The organism is Ruegeria arenilitoris (assembly GCF_013030985.1).
Lineage (GTDB): Bacteria > Pseudomonadota > Alphaproteobacteria > Rhodobacterales > Rhodobacteraceae > Ruegeria > Ruegeria arenilitoris_B.
The window spans coordinates 194,680-218,814 of the sequence record NZ_WPYP01000001.1; the positions used below are offsets into that span (position 1 = coordinate 194,680).

Genomic DNA, 24,135 nt, shown 5'->3' on the forward strand with positions numbered 1-24,135 from the left:
AACAACTAGGAGATATGAAGATGAACAAGCTACTCAGCGGGGCGGTTGCCGCCTTCAGCCTGGCAGCCAGCGCGGCGCTGGCAGCGGATGAGGTGACATTGCAGCTCAAATGGGTCACGCAGGCGCAGTTCGCGGGCTACTACGTGGCCAAAGATAAAGGGTTCTACGAAGAAGAGGGCTTGGACGTCACCATTCTGCCGGGTGGCCCTGATATCGCACCGACGCAGGTGATCGCGGGCGGTGGTGCTGATGTGACCGTTGAGTGGATGCCTGCGGCGCTGGCCGCGCGCGAAAAGGGTCTGCCGCTGGTCAACATCGCGCAGCCGTTCAAAAGCTCGGGCATGATGCTGACATGCTGGAAGGACGCCGGGATTTCCTCACCCGAGGATCTGAAGAACCGCACTTTGGGTGTATGGTTCTTTGGCAACGAATTCCCGTTCATGAGCTGGATGAGCCAGTTGGGCATCGACACCGGCGGCAAGAGCGACAGCGGTGTCGAGGTTCTGAAGCAAGGCTTCAACGTCGATCCTCTGTTGCAGCGTCAGGCCGATTGCATCAGCACCATGACCTATAACGAATACTGGCAGGTCATCGACGCAGGCGTCAGCCCGGATGAGCTGGTGACTTTCAAATACGAAGATCAGGGCGTCGCCACGCTGGAGGACGGCCTGTACGTTCTGGAAGAAAACCTCAACGATGCGGCGTTCACCGACAAGATGGAGCGTTTCGTCCGGGCCTCGATGAAGGGCTGGAAATACGCCGAAGAGCATCCTGATGAGGCTGCCGATATCGTCCTAGAAAATGACGCCACCGGTGCCCAGACTGAAGAGCATCAGAAGCGCATGATGGGTGAGATCGCCAAGCTGACCGCCGGTTCGAACGGTGCGCTGGACCCGGCGGATTTCGAACGCACCGTGGGCACTCTGTTGGCTGGCGGGTCCGATCCGGTGATCACCAAGCAACCCGAGGGCGCCTGGACACATCAGATCACGGATGCAGCTCTGAACTGATCCCGCCTCAAACCTTGAACACGCGCGGTCCCAAACGGGGCCGCGTTTTCTTTTTGATATGTCGGAAACGTGTCTGTACTTGGTGTGCAGTCAGGCTAGTATTATCCTGTAATCAGGCGCATTTCATACGAAATGCCGATATATAGGTAGAAAATGCAGGGATTTGCAACGGAATTCAACTCAGCCTTGTCTCTGATCCTCCAAGGGGATGCAGAACTGTGGGCGATTGTGCTGTTATCCCTCAAAGTTTCCATCTTCGCCGTCCTGATTTCCGCTCTGATCGGGATGCCTGTCGGGGCCGCGCTCGCGGTTGCGCGGTTTCCGGGGCGGCGCGCTGTGATCGTGCTGATGAACGCCCTGATGGGGTTCCCACCGGTTGTCGTGGGGTTGCTGGTCTATCTGATGCTGTCGCGCTCGGGACCGTTGGGCGTTCTTGAACTGCTTTACACGCCGACCGCCATGATCATCGCGCAGGTCGTACTGGTCACACCTATTGTTGCGGCACTGACCCGGCAAGTGGTCGAGATGCTGGCCGAGGAATATTCGGAACAGCTGCGCTCGTTAGGTGTGTCGCGGCTGGCCTCGGTGCCGGTGCTGCTGTGGGATGCACGGCTGGCGCTGGTAACCGCATTGCTGGCCGGGTTTGGCCGCGCGATTGCCGAGGTCGGGGCAGTTATCATCGTCGGCGGCAACATCAACCATGTGACCAGGGTGATGACGACGACCATCGCGCTTGAGACGTCCAAGGGCAACCTAGCGCTGGCCTTGGCGCTGGGGGCCATCCTGATCGGGATTGCCATAGCTGTGAATGCCATGGTCAGCACGCTCAGCCTGCGGGCCGAGCAGGAGGGGTTGCGCCATGCGTGATCTGGTCAATGAAATGACTAGCTGTCTATCGGTCGACGGGGTGCGGATCACCCGCAAAGGTAAGGCGTTGCTGGATGTAGAGCACCTGTCGATGGATGGGCCGGGACCGACTCTGATCCTTGGGCCGAACGGGTCGGGCAAAAGTCTGCTTTTGCGCTGCCTGCACGGGCTAATCGTGCCCGATCGCGGGCAGGTCCGGCAGGACGGAGTGGTCCTGAATGCCGAACACAAGGCGCGGCAGGCGATGGTGTTTCAGCAACCCGTGTTGCTGCGCCGGTCGGTTGCGGCCAATCTGGATTTCGTACTGAAACGGCAAGGACTGTCCCGCAGCGCCCGCAAAGCCCGTATCGAGGAGTTGCTGACCGAAGGTGGGTTGGACGGCAAGGCCCGGCAATCCGCGCGGTCCCTGTCCGGGGGGGAGGCGCAACGGCTGGCGATCCTGCGCGCTCTTGCCTTGGACCCCGAAACGCTGTTTCTGGACGAACCCACCAGCGCGCTAGACCCAAGCGCAACGCAGATGATCGAACGGATGATCCTGCGCGCCTCGACCCGTGGGGTCCGGATCGTCATGGTCACGCATGACATCGGGCAGGCTCGGCGGTTGGCCGCCGATATCGTGATGATGCAGGGCGGCCATGTGGTTGAACATGGGGCCGCCAAACAGATACTGGATGCCCCCGAAAGTGACGCGTCGCGTCGGTATTTGGCTGGTGGGCTGGTGACTTAATCAAAATAATGGAGATCGAAATGATCCGGAATATTGTTCGGGCAGCAGTGGTAACTCTTGGCCTGACGGCAACGTCAGTCAGCGCCGAAGAGCCGTTTATCGTCGTGCAATCGACAACATCAACGCAGAACTCGGGCCTGTTGGATTACATCCTGCCGGGGTTTGAGGCCGAGACGGGCATCGACGTTCGTGTCGTCGCAGTTGGCACCGGGCAGGCGATCCGCAATGCAATCAACGGAGATGGGGACGTATTGCTGGTGCACGCCAAAGACGCGGAAGAGAAGTTCGTCGCGGATGGTTGGGGCGTTGAGCGGTTCGACGTGATGTATAACGATTTCGTCCTGGTCGGGCCGAAATCGGACCCGGCCAAGATTAAGGGTGGCGCGGATATCGTGGCGGCGTTGAGCGCCGTGGCCGAGGCCGAGGCGCCCTTTGCCTCTCGCGGGGATGACAGTGGCACCCACAAGGCCGAGATGCGCCTGTGGGGTGCTGCCGGTTCCGATCCGACCGAGGCGTCGGGCGAATGGTACCGAGAGACGGGCTCGGGCATGGGGGCGACACTCAACGTGGCCAGCGGAATGGACGCCTACGTGTTGACGGATCGCGCCACGTGGCAGTCCTTTGGGAACAAGGGCAAACTCGAAGTTCTGGTCGAAGGCGACCCGCGTTTGTTCAACCAATACGGTGTCATCCTTGTGAACCCCGAAAAGCACCCGCGTGTGCGGGCTGCGGCGGGGCAGAGGTTCATCGACTGGCTGACTGGTCCGGATGGGCAGGCGGCGATCGAGTCCTATAAGCTGGAAGGTCAGCAGCTGTTCTTTCCCAACGCCAAGTGACCGAGGCTAACCGCTTGCGCCGTTGTGGTGGATCGTCCCCAGACCGGACAGATCATATCCACCGAACTCGGCGGCGCGGGTGGTGAAACGGTCCGATTGCACGAATCCAAGCAGTTTGAGCATCGGGTCGTCGAAATAGGCCCGCCGCCAGATCGCAAGGTCCAGACGTTCTGAATGGGTCGGGGAAAAGCCAAGATCATAAAGGCCTGCCAAAGCCCCCAGTCCGAACCCGGCCTCGGCCTTGCTGTCATGCAGGGCTATGGCCAGTTCCTCTTCGGTGCGGGCGCAAGTGGGCAGGGCGTCCAGATCCTCGCGCGTCAGACTGTGGGCCTTGAGCTCTGCGTCGAACAGCCGTTGGCTGGCGGCGCTGTCCTGACGCAGGATCACCCGGCGACCTTTCAGGTCTGCAAAGCCCGCTATACCGGAGACATCGGGTGCCAGCAGCAGCCCGCGTTTCCTGCGCGCGACTTCATACAGAACAACCGGGGCCTCACCCAGATTGTCGCGCAGGGCCTGCGTGTTGAACCCATCGTCTTCGTGGATATGCAATGCGGCGGCTTGCGCTGTTCGGTCCTTCAGGCGGGTCAAGCCGTCGAACGAGCCATCATAATAGGTAGCCAGACCCGAGCCACTTTCGCGCAAGGCCCAGTCCAGCAGCGGATCGTGACTGCCAGCGACAATCGGGGGCAGGGGCGGTTCAGCCACCTGCGGGCCAGAACGGGATGCGTTCAGCCACGCAATAACTTCGGCCCGGGGAAACAGCAGCTTGCCCATGGCGCGGACGCAGGGGACCTCGCCGGAAGAAGCCAGATCATAGGCCTTGCGCTCGCCAATGCGCAGCAGGTCGGCCAGTTCTTTGGTCGTCAGATATTCGGACATTCAGTCGAGCCGCACCGCCGCACCAGAGCCCGCGTCAGCGGCGCTGAACCCGATCTGTTGCAAAGTGAAGGGCGCGGCGACGGTAATTACGACCATTGCGGCCACAGCGGCAAGAAAGGCTTTCATTGGTCTCCTCCGGTTCCGTTTTCCGGTGCTGTCGCACGGCGCAGAAAAGTGATCAGGTCGTCCCGGTCGCTGGCCTGTGTGATCCGCTGCATCGGCATCTTTGACCCCGGTATGTAGTGGTCTGGCCCCTGATCGAAAAGGGCGTTTATCGTTTCGTCATTCCAAATGATATCAGAGTCTTGCAGCGTGTCCGAGTAGAAATATCCCGGCAGCGTGCCAGCCTTGCGGCCAAAGATGCCATGCAGGGTCGGACCCGCGCGCCGTTGCCCGTCGGGCGTCAGGCTGTGACAGATCGAGCATTTGCGGGCGAACTGGCGTTCTCCGTTGCTCATCTCATCGGGGTTTTTCAGAAAGCTGGGTTCGGTGGCGGCCATCTGCGTCTGGTCGCCAAGCGCGGTGACGGGCCAGCTGTACATTGCCTCATCAAGACCGCCTGCGTGCAGGTTCTGACCGTCGGGAGAAAAGGCCAGCGCCCAGACCGGCCCGCGCAGGGTGGCGCGGAAATCCTGCGCGATACGCCACTCGGCGGTGTCGATCACCATGATGTATCCCTGACCATCGCCCACAGCCAACAGGCTGCGATCCGGGCTGAGCGCCAGCGCCAGAATAGGGCGGCGTTCGAGGGTAAAGTCGCGCACATCCCCGGTGGTCAGGTCCAGAATGCGGGTGACGCCGTCCACCGCGCCATAGGCGATCCAATTGTCCCGGGCATTCAGAACCAGTTCGTTGATCCCAAACCCGTGTTCGATCAGCCGTCCGGTCTCCTGCCCGGTGGCCACATCCCACTCCCGCAGCGTTCCGTCCATGCCCGCCGAATACAGCGTCGAACCATCCGGGGAAAACGTCACGGCGTTCACACCGCTGCCTGCCTCAAGCCTTTGCGAGGCTGATCCATCCTCGGGCCACAGCCCGATCGTACCATCCCAACTGGCAGTAGCCACATGGGTTTTCGAGGCCGCAAGTCCCACGATCTTACCCTTGTGCTGGCCGACAATCTCTCCGCCCGGCCAGCGGCGCAGGGTGAAGTCATCTCCGGCCGAATAGATCGCGCGCCCGTTGAAGGCGACAGAGTTGACGGCGGCCTCGTGCCCCTCCAGCCATTCGGGCTTGCGGTCCGACCACAGACCAACGGAATTGTCGAAACTGGCAGTGGCAATCCGCCCGTCGGGCGCAGCGGCGATCCCCATGATCGGCCCGCCGTGACCTTTCAGCGTGAAAAACTCGCCCAAGGCGGGCAGGGGAACCAGCGCCAGTGCCAGAGCCAGCCAGCGCATCTATTCGGCGGGTGAGGCCGCAGCCTTGCCGGCCTCTTTGTCCTGCACCTCTTCCAGCCACAGCGAGTGATGCTCGCGCGCCCATTGCTCTTCGACCTCACCCGAGCCCATCGCATCGAAGGCGCCTTCCATGCCGACCGAGCCGAGATAGATGTGGGCGATGATGATGGCGATGAACACATAGGCGACCATCACGTGCCAGACCTGAGCGTATTGCATTTCCTCTTGCGGAGACATCTGCGATGGCAGGGTTAGCCCGAACATCTGGGGAATGCCGGTCGAGTTGGCGATCTCGAAAGTCTTTGCAAACATCGGCAACTCAAACGGAAACAGCAGGGACAGGCCCGACAGGCTGATCGAAACACCCAGCAGGATGCAGGCCCAGAAGATCACCTTTTGACCTGCGTTGAACTTTTTGGCGGGCGGGTGGCTGCCCTTGGTGAACAGTCCCCCTCCGGCTGCCAGCCATTTCAGGTCTGTGCGGTTGGGGATGTTGTGGGCGATCCAATTCACGGTGACGATGATCAGCCCCAGGATAAAGGACCAAGCCAGATTGTTGTGCAGCCATTTGCAGCCTTGGGCGATGGTCGCGAAGCCTTCTTTGCCGAAGATCGGGATCAGGAAGTCACGCCCATAGAGAGTCAGCAACCCGGTTACCCCGAGCACCAAGAAAGACCCGGCGAATAGCCAGTGGCCGAAACGTTCGAAGCCGTTAAAACGGGTGACGGTGCGGCCGGTCTTTTCCCCGTCAATGCGGATTTTCCCGCGGATCAGGAAGAACAGAACGATAATGGCGACCATCCCGCCCAAGATGTAAGTACCGTATTCACGCAGTGGCCCGGTGCGGAAGGTCAGCCACCACATTCCACCATCCTGAATCAGGACGCCCGCTGCGGGGCCTTTGGACGAAACCGTAGTATCCGCCGAGCCATATCGTATGGCGCGGTAAACATCGCTGTCGGACGCAATGCCGCGTGTACCGAGCTGACCCAACAAACCCTCGGCATTCCCCTGACCGGTGTTTCCCGAGCGATAGCTGTTATCCACTTTCTCACCGCGTTGCCGTGCGAGGATATCCTCAAGCGTGGTCGCGCCACCGGTTTGGGCGCGTTCTTCGGTTGTGGCTTCTGCCTCGGTGGACTGCGCCAGAGCGGCGCTGGTTAACCCCAGGGCGAACAGGAATGCGATGAACAAGCGGAACATCTGAACCTCGGTCAAAATTCCAAAGCAGGCGACCCGCACGGGCGGATCACCTGTTTTTCATGTAGACGGATCAGCCGCCTTTTTGGTCGTAGGCCGTGCCCCAACCCCACGCGCCCGAGCCAAAGCCACGGGCGACGACACGCTCGCGGTAGATGGCCGAAACCACGTCGCCGTCACCGGCAAGCAGGGCCTTGGTGGAGCACATCTCGGCGCAAAGGGGCAGTTTGCCCTCGGCGATCCGGTTGCGACCATATTTGGCGAACTCTGCGGTCGAGTGCGTTTCCTCGGGGCCGCCAGCGCAGAAGGTGCATTTGTCCATCTTGCCGCGCGATCCGAAGTTGCCCGCCTGCGGGTATTGCGGCGCACCGAACGGGCACGCGTAGAAGCAATAACCGCAACCGATACACAGGTCCTTGGAGTGCAGGACGACGCCTTCTTCGTTCTGATAGAAGCAGTCGACCGGGCACACCGCCATACAGGGCGCATCCGAGCAATGCATGCAGGCAACCGAAATCGAGCGTTCGCCCGGGTTGCCGTCATTGATCGTCACCACCCTACGGCGGTTGATGCCCCATGGGACCTCGTGCTCGTTCTTGCACGCGGTGACGCAGGCGTTGCACTCGATGCAGCGTTCAGCGTCGCAGAGAAACTTTGCTCTAGCCATTATCGTCCTCCTTACGCTGCCGAGATTTTGCAGAGAGTCGCTTTGGTCTCCTGCATCTGGGTTACTGAATCATAGCCATAGGTCTGGGCGGTGTTGGAACTTTCACCCAAGACATAAGGATCGGCTCCTGCGGGGTATTTGTGCCGCAGGTCTTCACCCTGGAAATGGCCGCCGAAGTGGAATGGCATGAAGGCCACGCCAGCGCCGACCCTGTTGGTCAGCATCGCCATCACCTTGACCTTACCGCCTTCGGGACCTTCGACCCAGACCTGTTGCCCGTCACGGATACCAAGGTTGTTGGCATCGCGCGGGTTGATCTCGACGAACATGTCCTGCTGCAGCTCGGCCAGCCACGGGTTCGACCGGCTTTCCTCACCGCCGCCTTCATATTCGACTAGACGACCAGACGTGAGGATTATCGGGTAATCCTTTGAAAAGTCGTTCTTCTGGATCGAGGCATAAAGGGTGGGCAGGCGATAGGCCTGACGGTCTTCGTAGGTCGGATAGTCCTCCACCAGATCGCGCCGGTTGGTATAGAGCGGCTCGCGATGCAGCGGGATCGGATCCGGGAAGGTCCAGACGACCGCGCGGGCCTTTGCGTTCCCGAAGGGCGCGCAGCCATGCTCGATCGCGACCCGCTGGATGCCGCCCGACAGGTCGGTTTTCCAGTTGGTCTCGGGACCCGCAACGGCATCGATGGCCGCGCGTTCCTCGGCGGTCAGATCACCGTCCCAGCCTAGGTCCATCAGCATCTGCATCGTGAATTCAGGGTATCCATCCTGAATTTCCGACCCAGCGCTATAGACCCCTTCGGCTAGCAGGTTGTCGCCGTCGCGTTCCACACCGAAACGGGCACGGAAGGTCAGGCCACCTTCGGCCACCGGTTTGGACATGTCATAGAGGTTCGGCGTGCCGGGATGCCCCATCTCCGCCGTACCCCAACATGGCCAGGGCAGACCGTAATATTCACCGTCATTGGGCCCACCAATGGCCTGCAGCGTGGTTCTGTCGAACGTGTGCTGGTTGGCCATATGGCTTTTCAGGCGCTCGGGCGACTGGCCGGTATAGCCGATGGTCCAGAGACCGCTGTTGAACTCACGCGTGATGCTTTCAACATTCGGGGTTTCCGGGTCTTCCATTTCGATATTGCGGAACAGCCTGTCCGCCCAGCCGAACTTGTTGGCGAACTTGGCCATGATGACCTCGTCCGGCAGGCTTTCGAACAGCGGCTCAACCACCTTGTCGCGCCACTGCAACGACCGGTTCGATGCCGTGACCGAGCCACGGGTTTCGAACTGCGTACAGGCGGGCAACAGGTAGACGCCATCGGTACGGTCATGCAGAACGGCCGAGACGGTGGGATACGGGTCGATCACGACCAGCATGTCCAGCTTCTCCATCGCCGTCTTCATCTCCGGGCCCCGCGTTTGCGAGTTCGGAGCGTGACCCCACAGAACCATGGCGCGGACGTTGTTGTCCTGATCCATGTTGGCCGGGTCTTCCAGAACACCGTCGATCCAACGCGAGACCGGGATGCCGCGCTCGTTCTGCAGCGACTTGTCCTTGCCGTCCTTGTCCTTGATCGTGGCGAACTGACCTGCAAGCCATTCGGAGTCTTCACCCCAGACACGGCCCCAGTGGCCCCATGCCCCTTTGGACAGACCGTAATAGCCGGGCAGGGTGTGGGACAGAACACCAAGGTCCGTCGCGCCCTGCACGTTGTCATGGCCGCGGAAGATGTTGGTGCCACCACCCGAGGTGCCCATGTTGCCCAAGGCAAGCTGAAGCACGCAGTAGGCGCGGGTGTTGTTGTTACCGTTGGTGTGCTGCGTACCGCCCATACACCAGATCACCGTACCTGGACGGTTGTTGGCCATGGTGCGGGCCACGCGACGCAGTTGCGAGCCCGGCGTGCCGGTGACGCGTTCGACCTCTTCCGGGGTCCACTTGGCAACTTCTTCACGGATCTGGTCCATGCCCCAGACACGGGTGCGGATGAACTCTTTGTCTTCCCATCCGTTGTCGAAGATGTGCCACAGGATCCCCCAGACAAGCGCAACGTCCGTACCGGGGCGGAAGCGGACATATTCATCCGCATGCGCTGCGGTGCGCGTAAAGCGTGGGTCGCAGACGATCAGCGGCGCGTTGTTCCGCTCTTTCGCGCGCAGAACATGCAGCAACGAGACGGGGTGCGCCTCGGCCGGGTTGCCGCCGATGATGAAGATGGCCCGAGAGTTATGGATGTCGTTGTACGAATTGGTCATGGCGCCGTAGCCCCATGTGTTCGCTACACCCGCAACAGTGGTTGAGTGGCAGATACGGGCCTGATGGTCCACGTTGTTCGTGCCCCAGTAGGCGGCGAACTTGCGGAACAGATAGGCCTGTTCGTTGTTGTGCTTCGCAGAACCCAACCAGTACACGCTGTCCGGCCCGGATTCCTCGCGGATGCTCATCATGCCGTCGCCGATCTCGTTGATCGCCTCTTCCCAGCTGATGCGCTTCCACTCGCCGCCTTCCTTTTTCATCGGATACTTGAGGCGGCGCTCGCCGTGGGCGTGCTCGCGGACCGAGGCCCCCTTGGCGCAGTGTGCACCCAGATTGAACGGGCTGTCCCAACCGGGTTCTTGCCCGATCCAGACGCCGTTTTGCACTTCGGCTACGACAGTACAGCCGACTGAACAGTGGGTGCATACGGATTTGATATTATCAACGGCCTGGTTCGCCGCTGTCTGGGCACTGGCTGGCGTCACGGTTCCACCCGTGGCGCTGATCGCGGCCAATCCGCCGATCGTCAGGCCCGAGCCACGCAGAAACGCGCGGCGATCGACGGTTTTCTCGCCGACCTGGGACAGGATACTTGTCCGCTGGGGGCGTCTCGCAACCCCGTTGGTCTTTTTCCTTAACATTGGTTTCCTCCCTTGCTCGCCATGTCAGCCATGGCTGGCTTGGTACTTTTTGTGCCGACGTCAGGGCCAATCGCAACCGTCAGTCGGGTGGTGACGTCGTCCGGTTCAGAGCCGGGCGCTGTCGTCGCGGCTCAGAAGCGCGCGCTTTCCAAATAGGCGCGGGTATGCGCGGTGTCCTGTATCCGGGTTTCGTCCGTTGGCAACTTGGCTGCTTCGGCCTCTCCGGTCAGGCTGGCGGCGGCAACAGCAGCAGGCGCTGCGGTTCCGGCCAGTTTGAGGAAGTCGCGGCGCGTGGCGCCTTCTTCCTTGGTCTTGCTCATGGGTTCCTCCTTTCCCATTTGCGATCTAGCGCCAATTCGGGCGCTGGCGAGTGGCGGGTTATGCCGCCGTCATTCGGAACGCTTCCCGCTCGATCTCCATGAACACCCGACCGGCGGTGCCGACGGACGCATAGAGAACCGAGTTCTCGGCTGCTTCCAAATCCGAATAGAAATGCGTGGCCCAGGGGCCGATATGTTTGTTCCAGAACGCTTTCTGATCCTCAAGCGAGGCAGGCGCGCCAAAGCGGCCAACAATCATGCCCGCCATCATCTCCATCAGCGAGGCGATGTTGTCTTCGGGTTCGAACACGTTCTGCGCCCGCGTGATGCCGCGTGCGGCCATGTCGTTGCGCAGCTGGGCCAGAGGTTTCTCGTTCAGGAAGCCGGTGAGGTAGAAACTGGCATAGGGCAGCAGCTCACCTCGGCCGAGTCCAATGAACAGGGCGTTGAACTCACGTTCGGCCGCCGCGGGTTTGGTGACCTTTGCCACCCGCGCCATGGCCTGAATGGCCTGACCCAGATCGGTCTCATCCCCGGTCAGGCTAGCCACCTGTTCCAGCAGCATCTGATCCGGAGGAGCGGCCAACATCAGCCCGAGAAAATTGTAGAAATCCGCGCGCAGGCGATCTTCGGTCGAGACGTCCATTTGATGCGCCTTACTTGCGGTCATGGGGATATCCTTCGAATTCAAATTTCATGCGGCGCGGGGTGGGGGGCAGGTCGACCTCTTCGGGGGCTTCTGCTTCGGCGATAACGAGCGGCTCGGGCGTCGGTTCATCACTCACCTCTGGCTCCGGTTCCTCAGTGACCGGTTCAGGCTCACTCTCTTCGGCTTCCGCAGCCAAAGCTTCGATATGGGCCAACATGCCCTTGCCAACCTGATAGGCGGTGGGAATGTTTTCGATCACACACACCGCGTCGGTATAGTCCTCACCGTAATCAACCAGCCCGTCCACATTGGCCAGCACCGGGTTCAGCCGCCACAACCGCCGCAGCGCGCGACGGCGCAGACGGTCGGGCACCGCCTTGGCCATGAAGCCCGAGACGTCATCCCCGTCCTGCAACTGATCGGGATCGGGAAGGTTGAACTCGGCCAGTATCTCGGCATCCGACTTTTCGTCCAGCTCGGCCTGCTGCGCTGCGACTGCCTGTTCTTCGGCCGCGATAACCTCGGCTTCGGCCTCGGCCTGAACAGCGGCCTTGCGGCGGGACCAGAAATCGCGGGCTTGGGTCATTGCACGATCCTCCGCGGGGCGCGGTAGACATCCGAGGTCTGACGGATACGGGCATCGCCTTTGCCGTCCTCGACCAGATCGGTCCGCTTCTTGTCGCGACGGCGTTTGATGAAAACCTCATCGCGGTGGTGTTCCAACGCGAAGTCGCGAACCCAGGCGATCAGCCCCTCGGTCATCGGGATTTTTTCGACGATCTCTTCTCCGGTATCCGCATAATCCTGCCCTTCGAACGGGGACGCCGTGACAAGCACCGCATCCATTGGGCGCTCTCCATCCAGAGCATCACGCAGAACAAGATAGATCGAGGGCTGGCCGTCGGAGAGGTTGACCATGTAGGCCTCGGCCTCATCGGGCCATAGCGTAAGCGGGAGGGTCGCCGCGTGATACTCCACAGCTTCACCCTCGCGGCGCAGTTCCTGCCAGTCGGCAGGTCCAGCACCGGGCAAAACGGCAACTGCGCGCCAGTTCCATTTCGCCCAGCGGGTTACACCGGGTGTTTTGCGCACGACGACGCCGATTGGCATTTCAATCTGGCTTGCGGCCTTCGCCACTTAGTCCTCCCCGGAAGGCTCTCCCCTGCCTTCCATTGCGTCTACTATGGTACACAATCCGGCTTTGTGCCAAGCCTGAACTGTTCCCAATGGACGCAATCACCAATTGTTTATGAGGCTGCGCCCTTTCATAGACCCGGTACGCAGGTAGTTTGTCTAGCGGGGATTGCCACTTTTTGCAGACACCCTAATCTGAACCCAAGAAGGGAAGGACGTCCGGGAGGGGAGGCCATGGGCACAAAAATTCTGCTATGCGACTGTGCGGGGACGCAGGAACTGGACGCCGAGAAGATCGCGTCGGCCTGCGGTGCTGCGTGTTCCCGGGTTCATACGGCGCTGTGTACCACCGAACTGGAATCTGCGGCCTCGCTGATGCAGGCCGGGGACACCGTGATTGCCTGTGGGCAGGAGCAGGAGGTGTTCAGCGCGCTTGCCGAAGAGATGAATATCGAAACGCCGGGGTTTGTGGACCTGCGCGACCGCGCCGGATGGTCCGAGCAGGGTGCTAATGCGGTGCCCAAGATGGCCGCCCTGGCCGCCGAGGCGATGCTACCGCAGCCGATCACACCCAGCGTGGACGTGTTCAGCGAGGGCACCTGTTTCCTCATCGGGCCGGGGGAGCCGTGTTTTGATCTGGCCGAACGTCTGGCAACGACGCTGGCGGTTACGGTGCTGGTCACCGATGACGCCCAGCCGTTCTCGCGGGCCTATGACGTGGTGCGCGGGCGGGTACGGTCGCTGACCGGTGCGCTGGGCGGGTTTTCGTTGCGGCTGGACGCCCTGCAGCAGGTCGAGCCGGGCGGGCGTGGTGCTTTTGCGTGGTCCGCGCCGCGCGACGGGGCGAAATCCGCCTGTGACATCGTGATCGACCTGACCGGGGGAACGCCGTTCGTGCAAGCCCCCGCGAAGCGTGAGGGGTATTTGCGCGCCGACCCGAGGGATAAAGTCGCCGTCGAGCGTCTGGCCTTTGAGGCAGTACAACTGGTCGGAACCTTCGAAAAACCGCTCTACGTGCGGATGGAAGAGACGCTGTGCGCCCATTCCCGTGCCGAACAGGTGGCTTGCACCAACTGTCTGGATATCTGCCCAACAGGTGCGATCACTCCGGCTGGTGAGCATGTGACCATCGATCCAATGATCTGCGCCGGGTGTGGCGAATGCGCGGCGGTGTGCCCGTCAACGGCGATCACCTACGAAGACCCGCCGGTTTCGGCCCTGTTGTCTCGGATGCACATTCTTGCGTGCACTTATCGGCGCGCAGGTGGCACCGCACCCCGGTTGTTGGTGCATGACGCCCACGGGGCCGAGATGATCCGGCTGGCCGCCCGGTTCGGTCGCGGCCTTCCTGCGGACGTTATTCCGTTAGAATTGAACGTGATCTCGGGCTTTGGCCATGCCGAGATGTTGGCCGCACTGGCGCACGGCTTTGCCCGGGTCGATGTGCTGCTGGCTCCGGCCACCGAACGCGATGCGCTGGTCCGGGAACTGGAACTGGCGCAGGCGATTGCCGGGCCGGGTAAGACGGAGCTGATGGATGAGGCTGACCCGGACGCGTTGGTGTATTTGCTATATGCGCAGGAAGTCCCGCCACCTCTGGCGGATCCGGTGCTGCCTCTGGGCAATCGAAGACAAATCGCGCGGCTGTCGGCGCAGGCGCTGAACCCGCAGGCGGAGACTCCGTTGCCCTTGCCCGAAAACGCGCCTTACGGGGCCGTGGCAGTGAATACGGATGCCTGCACATTGTGCCTCAGCTGTGTCTCTCTCTGCCCGTCGGGTGCATTGGTTGATAACCCGGACAAACCGCAGTTGAACTTCCAGCAGGATGCCTGCCTGCAATGTGGGCTGTGTAAGGGGATATGCCCCGAGGACGCGATTACGCTGGTTCCGCAGCTTGACCTCTGTGATGCGGCCTTATCGCAGCTGGTGTTGAATGAAGAGGAACCCTTTGCCTGTGTCGAATGCGGCGCCTTGTTCGGTGTGAAGTCAACCGTCGAGCGGATCATGGAGAAGCTTTCGGGTACGCATCCGATGTTTGCCACCTCGGACAAGGCCCGGATGATCCAGATGTGCGACAATTGCCGTGTGAACACGCAGTTCCAGCAGCAGGACAACCCGTTTCAGTCCAATCCCAAGCCCAAGGTGGTTACGACCGAGGACTATTTCTCAAAACGCAAGGATCACTGAAACTGTAGCGGCGCACCCAGATCGGCCGCCTTGATGACCGAGACGAAAGCCAGGATGGCGTCCAGCTCTTCCACGGTCATCTCGACCGGATGTATGGGCGAGGGGCGCGCGGGATCAAAAGGTGCGGTCAGCCCGTCGATCTGGGTGAAAGCGGGATGGGGGTTCAGCGCAAAGAACGCCTCAAACCGTTCCGACCAGTCGGGCATCGCGCGCAGCACGGCAAAAGAGGGCGTAGAGCCCAACCCGTTCATGCGGTTCTTTGGCCCGATCACGTGGCAGCGTCCGCAATGGGTCATCGACAGTTCCTCACCTCGGGCGGTGTCACCGTCGATTACCGGGTCGGCTTGTGTCGCTGTGGCCTCGATACGGGCAGAGAAGGGCGTGCCGTGTTCGGGTGTAAAGCTTTCTACAGTGTTCTTGCCGATATCGGACAACAGCCAGTCGCGGAACCGTTCGTGCCTGGCGTTGTCTCCGATCCGGAGGTGATAGATCACGCCGTCGCGGGCAAAGACCGGATCGCCTGGTGGCGCGGTTTCCAGCACTAAAACGCCCGCATCATCCGCAATAACGCGTATCCCGGTCTTGAGAGAGAAGCGCGGAAGGATATGTTGCAACAGACCAGAGTCTTTTACCTCGGCCGGGGCGGCCAGACCCAATGCCTCCTGCGACCAAGAGGGACTGGCAGAGAGCGTCAGGCTCAGGCACAAGAGGACAAAGCGCATGGCCCAGCCTAACGGCCCGGCCCCGAATGCGTCAAATGAACTGAACAAGACGGAGACACATGCAATGAAACGCAACCTCGTGGTGGGTCAAGTCAAAGGGGTAACGGCATGAGTGTTCGTGACGCGGTTCTGGCGAACCTGAAGAAGATCACTGATCCTGTGTCTGGTCAGGATATCGTCAGCGCGGGTGTGGTGCGTGCGTTGAACGTCGAGGGCGACACGGTGCGCTTTGTGCTGGAGATTGACCCGAAATACGCCGAGCAGATGGAGCCGGTTCGCGCGACCGCCGAGAAGGCGGCGCAGATGGTGGACGGGGTGGCCAAGGTCTCGGCGATGATGACCGCGCATTCCGACAAGGCGCCGCCGGATCTGAAACCTAAGCCCAAGCCCTCGCAAACCGGTCCGCAGGCCGTTCCGGGCGTGGACCGGATTATCGCCGTAGCTTCGGGTAAAGGTGGCGTCGGTAAATCCACCGTTTCGGCCAACCTCGCCTGTGCCTTGGCGGCCGAAGGCCGTCGTGTGGGTCTGTTGGACGCCGACGTCTACGGCCCGTCGCAGCCCCGGATGCTGGGTGTCTCAGGCCGGCCGGCCAGCCCGGATGGCAAGACCATCCTGCCGTTGCGCAATCACGGCGTCACCATGATGTCGATGGGTCTGATGACCAATGAAGGGCAGGCGGTTGTCTGGCGTGGTCCCATGCTGATGGGCGCGCTGCAGCAGATGATGAACCAGGTGCAATGGGGCGCGCTGGACGTGCTGATCGTTGACCTGCCGCCCGGAACCGGTGACGTGCAACTGACGCTCAGCCAGAAGTTCAAGGTGGATGGCGCCATTGTTGTTTCCACCCCGCAGGACGTGGCCCTGATCGACGCCCGCAAGGGGATCGACATGTTCAACCAGCTCAAGACGCCCATCGTTGGTATGATCGAGAATATGTCCACCCATATCTGTTCCAACTGCGGGCATGAGGAGCACGTGTTCGGTCATGGCGGCGTGAAGTCCGAGGCCGAGGCGCTGGACGTTCCGCTGCTGGGGGAAATTCCTCTGCATCTGGATATCCGGGTGGCGGCGGACGGTGGTGCGCCCATCGTGGTCAGCAAACCCGACAGCCCGCAGGCCGAGGCGTTCCGCAAGATCGCCCGCGATATGATTGCCAAGGGCAAGGCATGACCCAGCCGGTCTTTCCCCCCTTGCTGTCGGGCCATCCGGTGCAGGGTGGGGAAGATCCGTTCGAACGCGCACAGTCCATGGCGGCGCTGGGCTGTGACGCCGGGTCGGTCGTTTACAACATTCAGGCCGACCGGCTGCGGGTGGCGATTGTATTCGCGCCCGAGGTTGCGTTGCAGGATGCCATGGCGATGTTGCCCCTGTGCGCTGTCGGGTTCCAGAACGCGCTGGGCGCACTGGCCCCGCCCGAGGTGGCCGTGCATCTGGGCTGGGACGGATTGATCTGCGTGAACGGTGCGAAATGCGGTGCGTTCCGTGTCGCAGCGTCCACAGCAACTGCGAACGAAGAGCCCGACTGGTTAGTGGTCGGATGGGAACTGGCGCTGATGCAAACCAGCGTGACACCGGGAGAAACTCCGGAAGTAACGGCCCTCTATGACGAAGGCTGTGCCGAGGTTTCGCCGGTGCAACTGGTCGAAAGTTGGTCGCGGCATATGCTGACCTGGCTCAACCGCTGGCAAGAGGACGGCAATGCGCCGCTGCACGGTGAATGGATGGGCTTGTTACGTGGTGTCGGCGAACCCTGTGACACCGGCGTTTTTCTGGGCACGGACGAACGCTTTGGGATGCTGATCCGCGACGGTGCCGAAACCCACCTGCGCCCCCTGACCGAATTGTTGGAGAACGGATGATGAAACTGGCCCGCGCGATCCATTTCGATGAAAGCGACATTAACGTCTTCCATTCCCCGGCCCGAACCGGAGAATGGTGCATCTCGGGCGGGTTCGAGTTTTCGAACTGGGGGCAGGCCGATCTGGAAGGTAAGGCGCGACAGGCCTTTTCGAACGGCTGGCTGGGGGTCGAGACATTCGGACGGGTGACCTTTGTAGCCGTCACACAGATCGAACAGTCGGAACTGGACCAGATCGCGCGAAATCTGGCCGAGCATTTCGTGCAATTCTACGGCGCGCCTTCGGTTGAGGCCGCGTTGGGTGTGGCGCAGACCGAGATCACCCATATGGCCGAACTGTGTGAGGAACACGCGCCCAATACTCTGCTGACCGTTGCGCGCGAATTGTCCGAAAGTGGCGTGCACGAGGCATTTCGCATCATCACCCCACAGGAAACGCAGCTTGAGGCTCTGGCCGTTCACGGCTCGTTGGATGATTAAAGCAGGTCCGCGAACCCGCCGAACTGACCGCGCTTGAAAATCAGGCCCTTGCCGGTGCGGTACATCACCTGTTCGACTTCGCCAACAAGGATCAGGTGATCCCCGGCCTCGTGTTTGGCATGAAGCTGGCAATCGAACCGCGCCAGACAATTGGCCAGCTGCGGTCGGCCCTTGTGATCGGTTTCCCAAACAGCATGTGAAAAATCCAACCCGTTGCGGGCGAACCTCAACGCCTGATCCTGCTGCTCTTCGGCCATTACGTGAATGGAATAATGCTGACAGGCGTTGAAGGAATTAAACCGGTGTGAATCGTTGGCCAGACACCACAACACCAGCGGCGGATCCAGTGACACCGACGAAAACGAATTGACGGTGATCGCGCGCGGTCCGTTGCCCGAGTTCGTCGTGACGACGGTGACGCCGGTTCCGAAACACCCCAGTGCTTCGCGAAATGCGGAGCTTTGGTCCGGGGTAGGGGTGAAGGTCTTTTCCGTCATCGTGCGCTCGTGCAGTGGCCGCGCATCAGGTGCCACGGCCTGCGGGGATTGTCCATGAAAAGGTGAATTTGGCTCGAATATTTTACGGTTAGTTCAGGTCTTCCAGCAAACGGCCGTGCTGACGGGTGGCCTCGATGACGGCCCCAAAGGTCGTCATGCCGCGCGCCTGCAGCATCGGCAGCATCTTGACCAGTGCCTGCGCCGTGGCGACCGCATCCCCAAGCGCCGTGTGACGCAGCTCGTGCGGAATGGTGATCTCCAGCCTGTCGCAGAGGGCGTCCAGCGTGTGTTTGTCGCTGGCCCCAAACAGAACCGCAGACAACAGTACCGTGTCCAGAATGGGGTGGCCCCATTCGACATCCATACGCTTGGCGTGACGCCGCAGAAAGGCCATATCGAAGGGCGCGTTGTGCGCGACGATCACCGCATCCCGCGCGAACTGGTGAAAGGTGCGTCCGGCATCGGTAATATCCGGTGCGCCTTCGACCATGCGGTCGCTGACCTTGTGCACCTTGGTCGAGGCCGGCGGGATCGGCATCCCGGGATTGACCAGCATGTCCAGCTTCTCACCCTCGACAATCCGGCCGTTCACCACCCGAACCGCGCCGATCTGGACGATCTCGTCCTTATGCGGCAGCAACCCGGTGGTTTCGGTGTCAAAGACGACAAAGCACAGATCCTGAAGTGCAAGGGTTTCAAACTGGCCCCCGGTCGCGCTGTTCAGCAGGTCGAAATCATAGACCAGAGGCCGAGCGGCCTCGGGTTCGATATTGGCTGCGCTGTCGTCAAAGATCAGCAGGTAACCGGGCGCGTCGCCCAGTGGCTTCATCCGGGCGGAATAGGTCTGCGCGCCGTCGATGCTGGCCAGTGTGCAGGCGACCTCGAGTCCGGTTTTGCTTAGTTTTTCATAAGCTTCCTGAAGTGCTGTGGGCTGCAGGTATTCGAAAAGGGAGGCATTCAGACGGGGATGTGCGATTTGGGCCAGAACCCCGGCAGCCTGACCGTCATAGAGAACGATCTTATGGGTCGGACTGGCCAGAACCATCGCAACCGGGATCTCGGTCAACAGTGCCGTCAGCCGTTGTTTTTCGGCGGCAAGATGGGCCGTTTCGGCTGCGACGGCCTCGGCAACATCCATCGTTTTACCTGACAATTGATCGGCCAGACCGGCCGCTGCTGGGGCCAGATCGCCCAGATAACGCGCGGCCTGCATGTCGACATCCGTACTGACACCGGCATGAGCACGGGCGCGCAGTTGAGCTGACAAACGCTCGATCGGTTTGGCGACATTGTCGTCAAACAGCAGCCATACGCCGACGATCAGGCCGACCATGCCGAATGCCATGAGGATTTCGGCAAAGATGAAGGCATTTGCCAGAGCCGGATCCGCAGCGCGCCTGTAGCTGATCCACAGTGCCAGAGAGCTGACCACCACGCCCCCCAGGGCCAGCAGGCAGAAAAACAGGAAAATACGTATGCGCAGGCTTAGCCGGGTCAGCATGTTACACTCCGCAGGTTGCCTCGATTACTGGGTCGCCGTCATCGGCATTCACCCAATCGACGTTCAGCAAATGGCCGTCATCTCCAAATTCAACGCCGTCCGCCAGACTGGCCCGGCTGTTGGAGGCGCAATCGACGGCCACCGGCAATTTCGATATCGGGGCCCAGCGGCCAAAGAAATACAGGTCCACAAGACGTTGCTGGGGAACCTGTTCGTTGGTACGGACCGAGACCGTATCGATGGCCGCGAACCGGTCGACGAAAGGCACCGCATAGGTCCACGGACGATAGAAGGCACGGCTTTCGACCTCCTGTACGATTTCCATGCCTTCGGGCAGGGTTTCGACGGTGCGGTCATACCAGGAATATTCGCTGGCGATGGTCATGCCGATCATGCCCAGCCCCGCTGCAACCGGAGCCGCCCAACGGGGCAGACGGCCGCCCGTCAGTTTGTTCACTACCATCACCACACCTGCAAAGGCGAAGCCTGCAAAGATGGTGCCGATCAGTTCCAGAAACATGTGTCTCTCCGAATTTCGGACGCTTGCGTCCGTTTAGTGTTATTCCGGCCTAGCCAAGCATACCTTTGCCATGGCCCACCGCAGATTGCATTGTTTTTACAACAACGAAGGCGTCGCGCAGATGGCTTCGCTCGAAATCCGACAGGGCGGATGGCGGAAGATAGTTGTCGGGCTTTTCGCCGGATTTGACCAGCCTTGCCTGATGTTCCAGCCGGGTCTCGGCAATCAGGTCATAGGCGTCCAGAATGTCCCGCGCACCTGCCGGGCTGAGCACTCCGGCGGCTTCGGCGGCTTTCAGGCGGGCGCGGGTGTTGGCCTCGGTCAGCTGGCCCTGCAGGCTGTAGACGCGGGCCAGATCGACCACCGGCACCACGCCATTGTGCTTCAGGTCCAGCGTGTTGCGGTGCTCACCCGAGCGGATAGTGGCGAAGCCCCGCAGCAGGCCAAGTGGTGGTGTGTGTTTCAGCGAGTTCGAAATCATATGCGCCACGAAAATCGAATTCGCATTGGCCGCGGCCAGCGTGTCGGCCTGAAGTTCGGTAAACAGCTCGAATGCGCCGCCGATCGGGCGCAGGTCGAACATGACCGAGGCCAGCATCTGTGCCTCGGGGTTCGGTTTCGCGATCCAGCCCTTGAAATAGTCGCGCCAGACTTGCACCGGCTGACACCAGCGGGGATTGGTCGCCATCATGTCGCCGGGGCAATAGAAATATCCGCAGGTATCCAGCCCGTCTGACACAAATTTCGCCAGTTCCGTGAAATAGGTCATATCCGCATCGGTCACGCGGTCATCCAGCACCAGGCAGTTGTCCTGATCCGACACGCCGGTCTGTTCCTGACGCCCTTGCGAGCCGCAGGCCAGCCACAAATAGGGCACCGGCGGTGGACCAAGTTTCTTTTCGGCCAATACCAGCAGCCGCCGTGTAGCAGTGTCGGCAATGTCGGTAATCAGGCGGGTGACGATTTCGTGCCGGTTGCCAGCCGCAACCAGTTGCACCAGCAATTGCGGGATTTCGGCCGTAACCAATGCCATTTCAGCGGCTGAATTGGCAAGGGCGATCTGACGGACCAATCCGGCCGAACTGACCGCCTGATAATGGGTCAGGTCGGTCTGTGTCACGATGCCGACCAGCTTGCCGCCCTCAGAAACCGGGATGTGACCAATCCCGCGTTCCATCATCACATGCAGCACATCCGAGCCGATATCGGAGGGTGACAAAGTGATCGGATCAGCAGTCATGATCGCCGACACCGACGTGGTCTCGGGCATGGCGTCCGCCACGTATTTGCCCGAGATGTCGCGCAGCGTGACAATGCCTTGCAACGACTCGCCCTCGGTCACGCAGAGGCTTGAGATATGGCGATCACGCATCAACCGCGCGGCCTCCTGAACCGGCATGGCTGCGGGGCAGGTGGCGGGATCGCGGGCCATCAATACATCTATCGCAGTGGTGGCCAGGCTTTGCGGCCCGGACCGCTCACCGCGTGTCCGGTCAAAGAACTTGGCGACGAAGTCATGGCTGTCGATCAGTTGACGCACCACAGCGGGGGGCAGGACAAAAAGAACAGTCGGGGTATCTGCGTGCGCATGCGTTGCAGCTTTGCCGTTTTTCAGCAGGCCGCGCTCGCCAAAGGAATTTCTAAGCCCGAGATGAGAGACCACGGCGCCGTTTTCATCCGTGATCTCGACCTGACCCTCATAGATCAGGAAGATACCGGGCAGGGTGTGGCCCAATTTGTAAACCGGGGAGCCTTCATCCACCTCGCGCACCTCGATCTGTTTGGCCAGATCGTCCAGTGCTGTGGCGGGCAGGGCGTCATAGGGGTGTACGGATTTCAGAAACCGGGTGATCTGGTCATGTGAAAGGGGCATCATGAAATCCTGGGTCTTTGGTTGAAAAATCCCGCCCGGTGGTGTGCCGGACGGGAGTAGTAGATCGAAAAATGCGACACATGGAAGTTAGCCATATGCCGCATCATGCTCATTTACTCTGAGCTGCGCCCGCGCCACGGGGAATGCGAACGCTTTCGACCAATTCAACGATCTCCTGCGGAGTCTCTTTGGTCATACCGGCGACAACATATGCGACTGCAAAGTTGATCATCGCACCGATGGCGCCGAACGAGGTCGACTTGATCGGACCCAGCAGCGGGTCAGCATCGGTGAACGAGTTGGTGCCCGGAATGAACAGCCAGCCCTTGTGCAGGAAGATGTAGATCAGCGTAACGGTCAGACCTGCCAGCATACCAGCAACCGCGCCGGTGTTGTTGATGCGGGTCGAGAAGATCCCCATCATCAGTGCCGGGAAGATCGAGGCAGCCGCCAGACCGAAGGCCAAGGCCACGGTTTGCGCCGCAAAGCCCGGTGGGTTCAGACCCAGATAGGTTGCGACAACGATAGCCACAGCCATTGCGATCCGAGCCGCCATCAGCTCACCTTTTTCCGAAATCTGCGGGTTGATTGCGCCTTTGACAAGGTCGTGGGACACAGCCGACGAAATCGCCAGCAACAGGCCCGCAGCGGTCGACAGAGCAGCCGCAAGACCACCAGCCGCGACCAGACCGATCACCCAACCCGGCAGGTTGGCAATCTCGGGGTTGGCCAGAACCAGGATGTCACGGTTGAACTTGGTCAGCTCGTTGCCAACCCAGCCTTTTTCCGCAGCAATTTCCTGCATCTTTTCGGACTTGTCGTTGTAGTACTGGATCTTGCCGTCGTCGTTCTTGTCTTCCCAATCCAGAAGACCGGTTTTCTGCCAGGTTTTCATCCAGTCATAGCGCGGATCGGTGTCGATTTCCTCGACCGAAACAGCGCCACCTTCGATGCCACCGTTGGGCCACATCATGTCGGTGATGTTCAGACGCGCCATTGCGCCAACCGCAGGGGCGGTCAGGTACAGCAGAGCGATGAAGACCAGCGTCCAGCCAGCCGACCAACGTGCGTCAGACACTTTCGGCACGGTGAAGAAGCGCATGATCACGTGCGGCAGACCGGCAGTACCGATCATCAGCGACAGCGTGAACAGAACCATGTTCAGCGTGTTCGAGTGGTGTGCCGTGTAGTCAGCAAAACCCAGCTCGGTAACGATCGCGTCCAGCTTGGTCAGCAGGGGCTCACCGCTGGCGGTGTCACCGAACAGACCCAGGGCCGGGATCGGTGTGCCGGTCAGCTGCAGCGAGATGAAGATCGCCGGGATGGTGTAGGCTGTGATCAGCACGCAGTACTGAGCAACCTGGGTGTAGGTCACACCCTTCATCCCGCCGAACACCGCGTAAGCAAACACGACACAGGCACCGATCAGCAGACCGGATGTGTTCGACACCTCAAGGAAGCGGCCAAAGGCCACGCCCACGCCGGTCATCTGACCGATCACGTAGGTCACCGACGCGACGATCAGACAGATCACAGCAACGATACGTGCGGTCTGGCTGTAGAAGCGGTCGCCGATGAATTCCGAGACGGTGTATTTGCCGAACTTACGCAGGTAAGGCGCAAGCAGCAGAGCCAGCAGCACGTAGCCACCGGTCCAACCCATCAGGAAGGTCGAGTTGTCATAGCCGGTAAAGGCAATCAGGCCCGCCATCGAGATGAACGAGGCCGCGGACATCCAGTCCGCCGCTGTCGCCATACCGTTGGTGACCGGGTGAACGCCGCGACCGGCGGCGTAGAATTCCGATGTGGAACCCGCGCGGGCCCAGATCGCGATGCCGATGTATAGCGCAAAGGACGCGCCAACAAACAGCAGGTTGATGGTAAACTGATCCATTTTCCCCG

At 60.8% G+C, this 24,135-nt stretch carries 24 protein-coding genes; 8 read left to right on the forward strand and 16 right to left on the reverse strand.

Going from position 1 to position 24,135, the window contains the following annotated elements:
* Window positions 1-20: 20 nt before the first annotated feature.
* The 4 genes from GOX88_RS00980 (at window position 21) to GOX88_RS00995 (ending at window position 3,440) form a co-directional block, all read left to right on the forward strand.
* Complete coding sequence (locus tag GOX88_RS00980) at window positions 21-1,010, forward strand: ABC transporter substrate-binding protein (RefSeq protein WP_170397971.1); 990 nt, start codon at window positions 21-23, stop codon at window positions 1,008-1,010.
* 153 nt (window positions 1,011-1,163) lie between these two features.
* Window positions 1,164-1,877 carry an ABC transporter permease gene (locus tag GOX88_RS00985; protein ID WP_170397973.1) on the forward strand — a complete coding sequence of 238 codons (714 nt, stop codon included), beginning with the start codon at window positions 1,164-1,166 and terminating at the stop codon, window positions 1,875-1,877.
* Window positions 1,870-2,604 (forward strand): ATP-binding cassette domain-containing protein, encoded by a 735-nt coding sequence (locus tag GOX88_RS00990; protein WP_170397975.1) that lies wholly within the window; start codon window positions 1,870-1,872, stop codon window positions 2,602-2,604. Before GOX88_RS00985 ends, GOX88_RS00990 begins: the two co-directional genes overlap by 8 nt.
* Before the next feature lie 20 nt (window positions 2,605-2,624).
* Window positions 2,625-3,440, forward strand: coding sequence for an extracellular solute-binding protein (locus GOX88_RS00995; RefSeq protein ID WP_170397997.1), 816 nt, complete (start codon window positions 2,625-2,627; stop codon window positions 3,438-3,440).
* A 6-nt stretch (window positions 3,441-3,446) separates the two neighbouring features.
* On the opposite strand, the gene GOX88_RS01000 is transcribed toward GOX88_RS00995, so the two are convergent.
* The 10 genes from GOX88_RS01000 to GOX88_RS01040 form a co-directional block, all read right to left on the reverse strand.
* Window positions 3,447-4,319: a helix-turn-helix transcriptional regulator gene (locus tag GOX88_RS01000; protein ID WP_170398000.1), complete on the reverse strand. Its 873-nt coding sequence runs from the start codon at window positions 4,317-4,319 to the stop codon at window positions 3,447-3,449.
* Window positions 4,320-4,445 carry a hypothetical protein gene (locus tag GOX88_RS23600; protein WP_302478164.1) on the reverse strand — a complete coding sequence of 42 codons (126 nt, stop codon included), beginning with the start codon at window positions 4,443-4,445 and terminating at the stop codon, window positions 4,320-4,322.
* Window positions 4,442-5,719, reverse strand: coding sequence for a c-type cytochrome (locus GOX88_RS01005; RefSeq protein WP_170398003.1), 1,278 nt, complete (start codon window positions 5,717-5,719; stop codon window positions 4,442-4,444). Before GOX88_RS01005 ends, GOX88_RS23600 begins: the two co-directional genes overlap by 4 nt.
* Complete coding sequence (locus tag GOX88_RS01010; RefSeq protein WP_170398006.1) at window positions 5,720-6,922, reverse strand: formate dehydrogenase subunit gamma; 1,203 nt, start codon at window positions 6,920-6,922, stop codon at window positions 5,720-5,722.
* A 70-nt stretch (window positions 6,923-6,992) separates the two neighbouring features.
* Entirely contained in the window at window positions 6,993-7,586 is a 594-nt protein-coding gene (fdh3B, locus tag GOX88_RS01015) for a formate dehydrogenase FDH3 subunit beta (RefSeq protein ID WP_170398009.1), read from the reverse strand.
* Between the two features lie 11 nt (window positions 7,587-7,597).
* Window positions 7,598-10,492: a formate dehydrogenase subunit alpha gene (locus GOX88_RS01020; RefSeq protein ID WP_170398011.1), complete on the reverse strand. Its 2,895-nt coding sequence runs from the start codon at window positions 10,490-10,492 to the stop codon at window positions 7,598-7,600.
* Between the two features lie 131 nt (window positions 10,493-10,623).
* Entirely contained in the window at window positions 10,624-10,812 is a 189-nt protein-coding gene (locus tag GOX88_RS01025) for a ubiquinol-cytochrome c reductase iron-sulfur subunit N-terminal domain-containing protein (RefSeq protein ID WP_170398015.1), read from the reverse strand.
* 58 nt (window positions 10,813-10,870) lie between these two features.
* A complete protein-coding gene (locus GOX88_RS01030; RefSeq protein ID WP_170398018.1) occupies window positions 10,871-11,482 on the reverse strand; it encodes a TorD/DmsD family molecular chaperone in 612 nt (203 codons plus the stop codon).
* Window positions 11,469-12,047: a DUF3306 domain-containing protein gene (locus tag GOX88_RS01035; protein WP_170398021.1), complete on the reverse strand. Its 579-nt coding sequence runs from the start codon at window positions 12,045-12,047 to the stop codon at window positions 11,469-11,471. The genes GOX88_RS01030 and GOX88_RS01035 overlap by 14 nt, the downstream gene beginning before the upstream one ends.
* Window positions 12,044-12,598, reverse strand: coding sequence for a DUF3305 domain-containing protein (locus tag GOX88_RS01040; protein WP_170398024.1), 555 nt, complete (start codon window positions 12,596-12,598; stop codon window positions 12,044-12,046). The genes GOX88_RS01035 and GOX88_RS01040 overlap by 4 nt, the downstream gene beginning before the upstream one ends.
* A gap of 231 nt (window positions 12,599-12,829) precedes the next feature.
* Between GOX88_RS01040 and GOX88_RS01045 the strand changes: the two genes are divergently transcribed.
* The gene (locus tag GOX88_RS01045) at window positions 12,830-14,782 is read left to right on the forward strand and encodes a 4Fe-4S binding protein (protein ID WP_170398027.1); all 1,953 of its coding nucleotides are present in this window, start codon (window positions 12,830-12,832) and stop codon (window positions 14,780-14,782) included.
* Here the strand turns inward: GOX88_RS01045 and GOX88_RS01050 are convergent.
* Window positions 14,776-15,504, reverse strand: a complete 729-nt coding sequence (locus GOX88_RS01050; RefSeq protein WP_170398030.1) for a c-type cytochrome — start codon at window positions 15,502-15,504, stop codon at window positions 14,776-14,778. The genes GOX88_RS01045 and GOX88_RS01050 overlap by 7 nt on opposite strands.
* Window positions 15,505-15,612: 108 nt before the next feature.
* Here GOX88_RS01050 and apbC point away from each other — a divergent pair, with 108 nt between their 5' ends.
* From apbC to GOX88_RS01065, 3 genes are read left to right on the forward strand one after another with little or no spacing between them, the layout of a single operon-like run.
* Window positions 15,613-16,674 carry an iron-sulfur cluster carrier protein ApbC gene (gene apbC / locus GOX88_RS01055; RefSeq protein ID WP_170398033.1) on the forward strand — a complete coding sequence of 354 codons (1,062 nt, stop codon included), beginning with the start codon at window positions 15,613-15,615 and terminating at the stop codon, window positions 16,672-16,674.
* The gene (locus GOX88_RS01060; protein WP_170398036.1) at window positions 16,671-17,363 is read left to right on the forward strand and encodes a biotin/lipoate--protein ligase family protein; all 693 of its coding nucleotides are present in this window, start codon (window positions 16,671-16,673) and stop codon (window positions 17,361-17,363) included. The genes apbC and GOX88_RS01060 overlap by 4 nt, the downstream gene beginning before the upstream one ends.
* On the forward strand, window positions 17,363-17,842 hold the full coding sequence (locus GOX88_RS01065) for a DUF6505 family protein (protein ID WP_170400220.1): 480 nt from the start codon (window positions 17,363-17,365) through the stop codon (window positions 17,840-17,842). Before GOX88_RS01060 ends, GOX88_RS01065 begins: the two co-directional genes overlap by 1 nt.
* Here GOX88_RS01065 and GOX88_RS01070 read toward each other — a convergent pair.
* The 5 genes from GOX88_RS01070 to GOX88_RS01090 all read right to left on the reverse strand — a co-directional run bounded on the left by GOX88_RS01070 (window position 17,839) and on the right by GOX88_RS01090 (window position 24,127).
* Complete coding sequence (locus GOX88_RS01070; RefSeq protein ID WP_170398039.1) at window positions 17,839-18,339, reverse strand: flavin reductase family protein; 501 nt, start codon at window positions 18,337-18,339, stop codon at window positions 17,839-17,841. The two genes, GOX88_RS01065 and GOX88_RS01070, sit on opposite strands and share 4 nt — an antisense overlap.
* 88 nt (window positions 18,340-18,427) lie before the next feature.
* Entirely contained in the window at window positions 18,428-19,840 is a 1,413-nt protein-coding gene (locus GOX88_RS01075) for a 3'-5' exonuclease (RefSeq protein WP_170398042.1), read from the reverse strand.
* Between the two features lies 1 nt (window position 19,841).
* Window positions 19,842-20,360 (reverse strand): hypothetical protein, encoded by a 519-nt coding sequence (locus GOX88_RS01080; protein ID WP_170398044.1) that lies wholly within the window; start codon window positions 20,358-20,360, stop codon window positions 19,842-19,844.
* 49 nt (window positions 20,361-20,409) lie between these two features.
* On the reverse strand, window positions 20,410-22,233 hold the full coding sequence (locus GOX88_RS01085) for a DUF294 nucleotidyltransferase-like domain-containing protein (RefSeq protein WP_170398047.1): 1,824 nt from the start codon (window positions 22,231-22,233) through the stop codon (window positions 20,410-20,412).
* Between the two features lie 109 nt (window positions 22,234-22,342).
* A complete protein-coding gene (locus GOX88_RS01090; protein ID WP_170398050.1) occupies window positions 22,343-24,127 on the reverse strand; it encodes a sodium:solute symporter family protein in 1,785 nt (594 codons plus the stop codon).
* Window positions 24,128-24,135 lie beyond the last annotated feature (8 nt).

Excerpts from the sequence above, each read along its gene's own strand:
- GOX88_RS00980 (WP_170397971.1), top strand. The coding sequence starts at position 21 with ATGAACAAGCTACTCAGCGGGGCGGTTGCCGCCTTCAGCCTGGCAGCC.
- GOX88_RS00985 (WP_170397973.1), top strand. The coding sequence starts at position 1,164 with ATGCAGGGATTTGCAACGGAATTCAACTCAGCCTTGTCTCTGATCCTC.
- GOX88_RS00990 (WP_170397975.1), top strand. The coding sequence starts at position 1,870 with ATGCGTGATCTGGTCAATGAAATGACTAGCTGTCTATCGGTCGACGGG.
- GOX88_RS00995 (WP_170397997.1), top strand. The coding sequence starts at position 2,625 with ATGATCCGGAATATTGTTCGGGCAGCAGTGGTAACTCTTGGCCTGACG.
- GOX88_RS01000 (WP_170398000.1), bottom strand. The coding sequence starts at position 4,319 with ATGTCCGAATATCTGACGACCAAAGAACTGGCCGACCTGCTGCGCATT.
- GOX88_RS23600 (WP_302478164.1), bottom strand. The coding sequence starts at position 4,445 with ATGAAAGCCTTTCTTGCCGCTGTGGCCGCAATGGTCGTAATTACCGTC.
- GOX88_RS01005 (WP_170398003.1), bottom strand. The coding sequence starts at position 5,719 with ATGCGCTGGCTGGCTCTGGCACTGGCGCTGGTTCCCCTGCCCGCCTTG.
- GOX88_RS01010 (WP_170398006.1), bottom strand. The coding sequence starts at position 6,922 with ATGTTCCGCTTGTTCATCGCATTCCTGTTCGCCCTGGGGTTAACCAGC.
- fdh3B (WP_170398009.1), bottom strand. The coding sequence starts at position 7,586 with ATGGCTAGAGCAAAGTTTCTCTGCGACGCTGAACGCTGCATCGAGTGC.
- GOX88_RS01020 (WP_170398011.1), bottom strand. The coding sequence starts at position 10,492 with ATGTTAAGGAAAAAGACCAACGGGGTTGCGAGACGCCCCCAGCGGACA.
- GOX88_RS01025 (WP_170398015.1), bottom strand. The coding sequence starts at position 10,812 with ATGAGCAAGACCAAGGAAGAAGGCGCCACGCGCCGCGACTTCCTCAAA.
- GOX88_RS01030 (WP_170398018.1), bottom strand. The coding sequence starts at position 11,482 with ATGACCGCAAGTAAGGCGCATCAAATGGACGTCTCGACCGAAGATCGC.
- GOX88_RS01035 (WP_170398021.1), bottom strand. The coding sequence starts at position 12,047 with ATGACCCAAGCCCGCGATTTCTGGTCCCGCCGCAAGGCCGCTGTTCAG.
- GOX88_RS01045 (WP_170398027.1), top strand. The coding sequence starts at position 12,830 with ATGGGCACAAAAATTCTGCTATGCGACTGTGCGGGGACGCAGGAACTG.
- GOX88_RS01050 (WP_170398030.1), bottom strand. The coding sequence starts at position 15,504 with ATGCGCTTTGTCCTCTTGTGCCTGAGCCTGACGCTCTCTGCCAGTCCC.
- apbC (WP_170398033.1), top strand. The coding sequence starts at position 15,613 with ATGAGTGTTCGTGACGCGGTTCTGGCGAACCTGAAGAAGATCACTGAT.
- GOX88_RS01060 (WP_170398036.1), top strand. The coding sequence starts at position 16,671 with ATGACCCAGCCGGTCTTTCCCCCCTTGCTGTCGGGCCATCCGGTGCAG.
- GOX88_RS01065 (WP_170400220.1), top strand. The coding sequence starts at position 17,363 with ATGAAACTGGCCCGCGCGATCCATTTCGATGAAAGCGACATTAACGTC.
- GOX88_RS01070 (WP_170398039.1), bottom strand. The coding sequence starts at position 18,339 with ATGACGGAAAAGACCTTCACCCCTACCCCGGACCAAAGCTCCGCATTT.
- GOX88_RS01075 (WP_170398042.1), bottom strand. The coding sequence starts at position 19,840 with ATGCTGACCCGGCTAAGCCTGCGCATACGTATTTTCCTGTTTTTCTGC.
- GOX88_RS01080 (WP_170398044.1), bottom strand. The coding sequence starts at position 20,360 with ATGTTTCTGGAACTGATCGGCACCATCTTTGCAGGCTTCGCCTTTGCA.
- GOX88_RS01085 (WP_170398047.1), bottom strand. The coding sequence starts at position 22,233 with ATGCCCCTTTCACATGACCAGATCACCCGGTTTCTGAAATCCGTACAC.
- GOX88_RS01090 (WP_170398050.1), bottom strand. The coding sequence starts at position 24,127 with ATGGATCAGTTTACCATCAACCTGCTGTTTGTTGGCGCGTCCTTTGCG.